Source organism: Streptomyces flavofungini, from assembly GCF_041028215.1.
Taxonomy (GTDB): Bacteria; Actinomycetota; Actinomycetes; order Streptomycetales; family Streptomycetaceae; genus Streptomyces; species Streptomyces flavofungini_B.
Genome location: NZ_JASKYR010000409.1, coordinates 1 through 7337, shown reverse-complemented (window position 1 = coordinate 7337; position 7337 = coordinate 1). Strand labels below are relative to the sequence as shown.

8 protein-coding genes are annotated in these 7337 nt (G+C 71.1%); 4 read left to right on the top strand and 4 right to left on the bottom strand.

All coding sequences use genetic code 11. The features are described 5' to 3' along the window. Positions 1 to 84: 84 nt before the first annotated feature. Positions 85 to 2316 (bottom strand): catalase/peroxidase HPI, encoded by a 2232-nt coding sequence (gene katG, locus AB8Z36_RS25280; protein ID WP_369215675.1) that lies wholly within the window; start codon positions 2314 to 2316, stop codon positions 85 to 87. Between the two features lie 480 nt (positions 2317 to 2796). On the opposite strand from katG, the gene AB8Z36_RS25275 reads away from it, so the two are divergent. Continuing rightward, entirely contained in the window at positions 2797 to 3216 is a 420-nt protein-coding gene (locus AB8Z36_RS25275; protein ID WP_369215674.1) for a Fur family transcriptional regulator, read from the top strand. On the opposite strand, the gene AB8Z36_RS25270 is transcribed toward AB8Z36_RS25275, so the two are convergent. Beyond that, entirely contained in the window at positions 3210 to 3560 is a 351-nt protein-coding gene (locus AB8Z36_RS25270; protein WP_369215673.1) for a PRC-barrel domain containing protein, read from the bottom strand. The genes AB8Z36_RS25275 and AB8Z36_RS25270 overlap by 7 nt on opposite strands. Before the next feature lie 146 nt (positions 3561 to 3706). Here AB8Z36_RS25270 and AB8Z36_RS25265 point away from each other — a divergent pair, with 146 nt between their 5' ends. After that, positions 3707 to 4891, top strand: a complete 1185-nt coding sequence (locus AB8Z36_RS25265; protein ID WP_369215672.1) for an epoxide hydrolase family protein — start codon at positions 3707 to 3709, stop codon at positions 4889 to 4891. Positions 4892 to 4909: 18 nt separating this feature from the next. Here AB8Z36_RS25265 and AB8Z36_RS25260 read toward each other — a convergent pair whose 3' ends face one another. Beyond that, positions 4910 to 5443 (bottom strand): CGNR zinc finger domain-containing protein, encoded by a 534-nt coding sequence (locus AB8Z36_RS25260; RefSeq protein ID WP_369215671.1) that lies wholly within the window; start codon positions 5441 to 5443, stop codon positions 4910 to 4912. A 130-nt stretch (positions 5444 to 5573) separates the two neighbouring features. On the opposite strand from AB8Z36_RS25260, the gene AB8Z36_RS25255 reads away from it, so the two are divergent. Then, entirely contained in the window at positions 5574 to 6794 is a 1221-nt protein-coding gene (locus AB8Z36_RS25255) for an MFS transporter (RefSeq protein WP_369215670.1), read from the top strand. On the opposite strand, the gene AB8Z36_RS25250 is transcribed toward AB8Z36_RS25255, so the two are convergent. Further along, the gene (locus tag AB8Z36_RS25250; protein ID WP_369215669.1) at positions 6767 to 6994 is read right to left on the bottom strand and encodes a DUF5133 domain-containing protein; all 228 of its coding nucleotides are present in this window, start codon (positions 6992 to 6994) and stop codon (positions 6767 to 6769) included. The genes AB8Z36_RS25255 and AB8Z36_RS25250 overlap by 28 nt on opposite strands. Positions 6995 to 7242: 248 nt before the next feature. On the opposite strand from AB8Z36_RS25250, the gene AB8Z36_RS25245 reads away from it, so the two are divergent. Then, positions 7243 to 7337 (top strand): LPFR motif small protein (locus AB8Z36_RS25245; protein ID WP_369215676.1); only part of this gene is annotated, 95 nt, incomplete at its 3' end.

The window sequence follows — 7337 nt, the reverse complement described above, 5'->3', positions numbered from 1 at the left end:
GGTCATGAACCTGGACCGGTTCCCCCCCCCCCCCCCCCGTCTGACCTGCGGGTCCCGGCCCGGAGTCGTGCCGGGACCCGCAGGTCAGACGAGGTCGAACCGGTCCAGGTTCATGACCTTGTCCCAGGCGGCGACGAAGTCGCGCACGAACTTCTCCTTGGCGTCGTCCGAGGCGTAGACCTCCGCCAGCGCACGCAGCTCGGAGTTGGAGCCGAAGACCAGGTCCGCGCGGCTGCCGGTCCACTTCTTCTCGCCCGTGGCGGCGTCCGTGCCCTCGAACGTGGTCTCGTCCTCGGAGACCGACTTCCACGTCGTGCCCAGGTCGAGCAGGTTGACGAAGAAGTCGTTGGTCAGCGTGCCCGGGGCGGTGGTGAAGACGCCGAGCGAGGACTGCTGGTAGTTGGCGCCGAGCACCCGCAGGCCGCCGACGAGGACCGTCAGCTCCGGAGCGCTCAGGTTCAGCAGGTTGGCCTTGTCGATGAGCAGGTACTCGGCGGGCAGCCGGTTGCCCTTGCCGAGGTAGTTGCGGAACCCGTCGGCGACCGGCTCCAGGGCGGCGAAGGACTCCACGTCCGTCTGCTCCTGCGTGGCGTCCGTGCGGCCGGGCGTGAAGGGCACCGTGATGTCGAAACCGGCGTCCTTGGCCGCCCGCTCCACCCCCGCGGCACCGGCGAGCACGATCAGGTCGGCGAGCGAGACCTTCTTGCCGCCGCCCCGGGTGGCGTCGAAGGTGTCCTTGATGCCTTCCAGGGTGCGCAGGACGACCGCGAGCTGGTCGGGCTGGTTGACCTCCCAGCTGCTCTGCGGGTGCAGGCGGATGCGCGCGCCGTTGGCGCCGCCGCGCTTGTCGCTGCCGCGGAAGGACGAGGCGGACGCCCACGCGGTGGAGACGAGCTGGGCGACCGTGAGGTCGGAGGCGAGGACGCTCTCCTTGAGGGAGGCGATGTCCTGCTCGTCGATGATCTCGTGGGTGGCCTCGGGCAGCGGGTCCTGCCACACCAGCGTCTCGGCGGGGACCTCCGGGCCGAGGTAGCGCACGACCGGGCCCATGTCGCGGTGGGTCAGCTTGTACCAGGCGCGGGCGAAGGCGTCGGCGAACGCGGCCGGGTCGTCCTTGAAGCGCCGCGAGATCTGCTCGTAGGCCGGGTCGAACCGGAGCGAGAGGTCGGTCGTCAGCATCGTCGGGGCGTGCGTCTTGGAGTCGTCGTGCGCGTCCGGCACCGTGCCCGCGCCCGCGCCGTCCTTGGGACGCCACTGGTGGGCGCCCGCGGGGCTCTTGAACAGCTCCCACTCATAGCCGAAGAGGATCTCGAAGAAGCTGTTGTCCCAGGTGATCGGGGTGTTCGTCCAGATGCCCTCAAGGCCACTGGTGATCGCGTCGGCGCCGACACCGGTGCCGTGCGTGCTCTTCCAGCCGAGGCCCTGCTGTTCCATGGGGGCGGCCTCGGGGTCGGCGCCCACGTTGTCGGCGGGGCCCGCGCCGTGGGTCTTGCCGAAGGTGTGGCCGCCCGCGATCAGGGCGACCGTCTCCTCGTCGTTCATCGCCATGCGGCGGAAGGTCTCGCGGATGTCGCGGGCCGCGGCGATGGGGTCCGGGTTGCCGTTGGGGCCCTCGGGGTTGACGTAGATCAAGCCCATCTGGACCGCGCCGAGCGGGTTCTCCAGCTCGCGGTCGCCGGTGTAGCGCTCGTCGTCGAGCCAGTTGGTCTCCGGGCCCCAGTACACGTCCTCGTCCGGCTCCCAGACGTCCGCGCGGCCGCCGCCGAAGCCGAAGGTCTCCAAGCCCATCGACTCCAGGGCCACGTTGCCGGTGAGGATGAGCAGGTCGGCCCAGGAGAGGCTCTGGCCGTACTTCTTCTTGACCGGCCACAGCAGGCGGCGGGCCTTGTCCAGGCTCGCGTTGTCCGGCCAGCTGTTGAGCGGCGCGAAGCGCTGCTGTCCGGCGCCCGCGCCGCCACGGCCGTCACTGATGCGGTAGGTGCCCGCGCTGTGCCAGGCCATGCGGATCATGAACGGGCCGTAGTGGCCGAAGTCGGCGGGCCACCAGGGCTGCGAGGTGGTCAGCACCTCGGCGATGTCCCGCTTCACCGCGGGGAGGTCGAGGCTCTTGAACGCCTCGGCGTAGTCGAAGTCCGCGCCGAGCGGGTTGGCCACGGCCGGGTTCTTGGCGAGGATCTTGAGGTTCAGCCGCTCCGGCCACCACTGGCGGTTTCCGCCGCCCTGGGTGGGGTGCGGGGCACGTGTGTGAGCCACCGGGCAGCCCCCCGTCTCCTCCGGCTTGGGGTCGGTGACGATCGCGTCGTGGTTCTCAGTCATGGGGATCCTTCCGGACGGGACAGATCGCGGTGCTGGGAGAACAGGGGCGGTTGAAGTCGCTCGGCCGGGGCACTCGGCCCGTGCGAGAGCGCGGCCGCAGCCGCGGGAGGGAGCGTGGCCGCAGCGGAACGGGACGGTGCGGGGCACCGGGCACGGAGGCGTGGCCGGACGTATGGCGTACGCGGTCGGCGTCGTGCCATGTCCACGGATGCCGTCGTGTCGCGTACACCGACGTCGTATACGCGGATGACGTCCGGCAGCCGACGGCGACCGCCTGCCCGCTGTCCCGATGGAACGCGGGCGGGGCACCGGATGCCGCGGCGAGCGCACCCGCCTCCTGAAATCACGCGCTGTCCCTGCTGTTGTCCCGCCCCTTGGCTACTGACCGGAACCGATCCTACGATGGACACGATCCAAGTCAATACGGCAGACAGAACCGTACGAACTCATCGACGGACGACGCATGTTGGGCTGGTGGGCATGAGTGACCTTCTGGGACGGCTCCGCTCGCGCGGCTGGCGCATGACCGCTCAGCGCCGGGTGGTCGCCGAGGTGCTCGACGGGGAACACGTCCACCTCACCGCGGACGAGGTCCTCGCGCGGGCCGCCGTCAGGCTTCCCGAGATCTCCCGCGCCACCGTCTACAACACCCTCGGCGAACTGGTCTCCCTGGGTGAGGTGAACGAGGTGACCACCACGGGCCGCGCCACGCGCTACGACCCCAACTCCCGCCACCCGCACCAGCATCTGGCGTGCAAGGGCTGCGGAGCCATCCGGGACGTCCACCCCACCGGGGACCCACTGGCCGCACTGCCGGACACCGAGCGCTTCGGCTACCGCGTGTCCCAGGCGGAGATAACGTACTGGGGCGTCTGCCCCGACTGTTCCCGCCCTCAGTGACCCGAGCGGCTGTAATAGCCGCCGAGCTGGTCGCGGTAGGCGGGGTCGCCCAGGTGCTTTTCCTTGTCGAAATCCGGGGCGTTCTTGATCTGCTCCTTGGTGCGCGCCACCAGAATCCGCCGCTCCTTGTTGTCGATCGCGGTGACCGTGCTGGCCGGAAGCATCACCTGCTTTCCGAAGATCCAGACACCGGTGTCGACGACGAGATACTGATGGGACACCTCATTGGAATGCTTGTCGACCTTTCCGATGGCACCGTCCTCGGCCTCGACCTTGTAACCCGTCAGGTCGTCGTCCGCGCGGTGTCCGACGGTCGGCACGTAATTCCACATGTCATTGCTCATCGACAACTCCTCATTTCCCCATCGGCGCGGCATCGCATCAGCTCGGCCGCCCACTGGCTCAGCCTCGAATCAGCTGAACAAGTGCCCGGCCGGGACGGCGACAAACAGCGGGAGATCCCGTCGGGGCGCGCGTAGCATCACCGCCGATGACGACAACCGACCACAGCATCAGCCCTTTCCGTATCGACGTCCCGCAGAGCGATCTGGACGATCTGCGCATCCGCCTCGACCTGACCCGCTGGCCGGACGAACTGCCGGGCGTGGGCTGGGCCTACGGCGTGCCCCGCGACTACCTGCGGGAGCTCGTCCACCACTGGCGGCACACGTACGACTGGCGGACGGCCGAGGCGAGGCTCAACGCGTGGCCGCAGTTCACCACCACCATCGACGGGGCGCACCTGCACTTCGCACACCTGCGCTCCCCCGAGCCCGATGCCACTCCCCTGCTCATGACGCACGGCTGGCCGGGTTCGATCGTGGAGTTCACGAAGGTCGCCGGCCCCCTCACCGATCCGCGCGCGCACGGCGGCGACCCCGCCGACGCCTTCCACCTGGTGCTCCCGAGCATCCCCGGATTCGGCTTCTCCGGGCCGACGAAGGACACCGGCTGGGAGTTCAAGCGGGTCGCGCGCGCCTTCGCCGCACTGATGGAACGGCTGGGGTACGAGCGGTACGGGGTGCAGGGCGGCGACTGGGGCGCGGCGATCTCACGGGAGCTCGGCCGCGTCCGCGCCGACCGGGTCATCGGCGTACACCTGAACCTGCTGCCCGCCGCGGGCGCGTCCGCGGAGCCCACCGCGGCGGAGCTCGAACCGCTCGGCGCCGCCGAGCGGGCGCGCACGCTGGCCTCGTGGGAGCGCATGCGCGAGTGGACCCGCGAGCGCCAGGGCTACGCCGACATCCAGTCCACCAGGCCGCAGACCCTCGCCTACGCCCTTACGGACTCCCCGATCGGCCAACTGGCCTGGATCTGCGAGAAGTTCAAGGAGTGGACCGACTCCGCGAGCCGCCCCGAGGACGCCGTCGACCGCGACGACATGCTGACCAACGTGATGCTGTACTGGCTGACCGGCACCGCCAACTCCTCGGCCCGCATCTACTACGAGCGCTCCCACGCCGACTACTGGGGCGCCCCGCCCGAGCCGAGCAGCACGCCGACCGCGCTGGCCGACTTTCCCCGCGACAACTTCATTCCGCTGCGGCACATCGCCGAGCGCAGGGACAACATCATGCGCTGGACGTCGTACGACCGGGGCGGCCACTTCCCGGCCATGGAGGTGCCTGAGCTGCTGACCGGTGACATCAGGGCGTTCTTCCGTTCGCTGCGTTAGCCCTGCGGCGGGGCCGGGTCATCGTCGCGGAGTGGCCTTGCGGGCCCGGAAGGCCGCCGCCTTCGTGCGGCTCTGGCAGGCCGTGGAGCAGAACTGGCGGGCGGTGTTGCGGGAGCCGTCGACATAGACGCGGTCGCAGCGCTCGGCCCGGCAGACCCCGAGGCGGCTCGCGAGGCCGCCGCCCACGGCCAGGGCCAGCGCGGTGGCGCAGCCCGCGCTCCAGCCGACGGCGAAGGAGTCGTCGGCGCCGTGGAAGTGCAGTTGCCAGGGCTCACCCTCGGCCCGGTCGAGCTGCGGCCGGGCGCCGCTGTCGCCGAGCAGGCCGTTCACGGCCGCGGCGGCGTCGTCCATCCGCTCCTCCTGCACGGCCTCGAAGACCTCGCGCATGCGTCGTGCCGTCCGCGCCAGGTGCTCCGCCTGCGCGGCGGTGATCTCGCGGGGCAGCGACGCGCCCGTGCGCGGAACCGCGGCGTCCACCGCCCGCGGCAGCTCGGGTCCGCGCGGGGCGGTGTGGTCCCGGCCGCGCGCCTGCCCGTCGGTCAGGTCGTTCACGAGGGATACGGCCGCTTCAAGCAGCACTGCCACATGACTGTCGAACATCACTTGACCGGTCACTCCTCAGGTCGCTACGGTCTCGTGACTGTCATTATCCATGACGGCAGTAACGCAGAGGGGGTGGACCGTGCCGCGCACGGTGTGGCTGCTGGTGGCGGCGCGGGCCGTCAACCGGCTCGGCGCGTTCTCCCTGGCGTTCCTCACGGTCTTCATCAGCACCCGGTTCGGCGCGAGCGCCAGGACCGCCGGGCTGCTGTCGGCGGCCTTCGGCGTCGCCACCATCCCCTCCCGCCTGGCCGGGGCGCGCCTCGCGGGGCGGATCGGGCGCCGCGACACCATCGTGCTCGGCCTCGGCGGCTGCGCGGCCGCCCAGATTGGCATCGCCACGGCCACTTCACTGCCCGCCGTGGCGGTCTGGGCGGTCCTGCTGGGGCTCGTCTTCGAGCTGTACGAACCGGCGAGCCAGGGGCTCATCGCCGACGCCGTCGGGCCCGGCGAGCGGGTGCGCGCCTACAGCCTGCTCAACGCCGCGCTCGCCGTCGGCGGCACGGGGGCGGGGCTGCTCGCGGCGGGTGTGGGGCGATGGGATCTGCGGTGGCTGTTCGTCGCCGACGCGGTGACCTGCCTGCTCTGCGCGTTGGTCGTCCGGTGCGCCCTGCCCGCCGACCGCCCCTCGCCGCGTACGGGAGGCACTCCCGGGCGAGACGCCGTCGCACCCTGGAGGGACCGCGCGCTGTGGGCCGTGCTCGCCTCCGGCACGGTCTTCGCGCTGGTCTACATGCAGATCATGATGGCCCTGCCGCTGACCCTCGCCGAGCGGGGGCTGCCGGTCGCCGACGCCGGGCTGCTGTTCACCGTCTCGGCCGCGACCGTCGTGGCGGCGCAGCCAGCCCTGCGGCTGACCCGGATCGCCGGACTCGGGGCGCCCGCGGCGCTCGCGCTCGGCTATGTCCTGCTGGCGCTCGGCATGGCGGGATACGCGCTCGCGCACACCCTGCCCGCCTTCGCCGCCGCCACCACCGTGTGGAGCCTGGGCGATGTGCTCGTTCTCGGCCGCGCCACCAGCGTCGTGGCCACTCTGGCACCGGCCGGGGCCGCCGACCGCTATCTGGCCGTCTTCGGGGTGAGCTGGGGTGTTGCCACCGTGGTGGCGCCGGTCAGCGCCACTCAGCTCCTCGCCCACGCGGGCGCCGGGACGCTGTGGGGCGTGACGGCCGCCGGCTGCCTCGCGCTCGCGGCGGTGCAGCCGCTCGTGATCGCGGGCGAACGGTTCGAGCCCCGCCCGGGGGCGGGGCTCGACCAGAGGAAGAGAGGTACCGGTCAGGCGGCCAGGAGCGAGTCGTCCTGAGTGGCGACACCGGCGAGCAGGGCCTTGGCCGTCGCGAGCGCGGCATCGGGGGTCCGGGTACCCGTGGAGACGCACAGGGTGTACGACACGTCCTCAAGACGCCTGCGGACGTCGGGCGAGTCCTCATGGGCCTGAAGATCTCGCAGCTCCGCGTAGGTCGACAGCAGGCTGTGCAGGAACGTGGGGTGGGGCCTGAGCACGGGTGCTCCTTCCGTCTGATGCGAAGAATCGCTGGTCTGGCGCGGTATCGCCGCCTCCGGTTCGACCTTTCGACCATTGGCTGCACCCTTGTGCCCGCTCCGACGACGGGTATTCACCGAAGGCGGGACGGATTCATGCAGATGTCATCAAACAGCCCCCGGAGCCTGCGGCAGCCCACGACAAAGGGCTGCGGCGACGCCGCCGGGGAGCGGGATTTCAGCGAGCCAGATTGTACGGCGGTCCAGACATGCTGAAGGCCATTGCCGACGTTCTCCGAGCCATCGGTGGCGCCATCGCCACGGTGGTCACGCTCCCGTTCCGCGCCGTCGCGCGGAACGGGAG

Excerpts from the sequence above, each read along its gene's own strand:
- katG (WP_369215675.1), bottom strand. The coding sequence starts at position 2,316 with ATGACTGAGAACCACGACGCGATCGTCACCGACCCCAAGCCGGAGGAG.
- AB8Z36_RS25275 (WP_369215674.1), top strand. The coding sequence starts at position 2,797 with ATGAGTGACCTTCTGGGACGGCTCCGCTCGCGCGGCTGGCGCATGACC.
- AB8Z36_RS25270 (WP_369215673.1), bottom strand. The coding sequence starts at position 3,560 with ATGAGCAATGACATGTGGAATTACGTGCCGACCGTCGGACACCGCGCG.
- AB8Z36_RS25265 (WP_369215672.1), top strand. The coding sequence starts at position 3,707 with ATGACGACAACCGACCACAGCATCAGCCCTTTCCGTATCGACGTCCCG.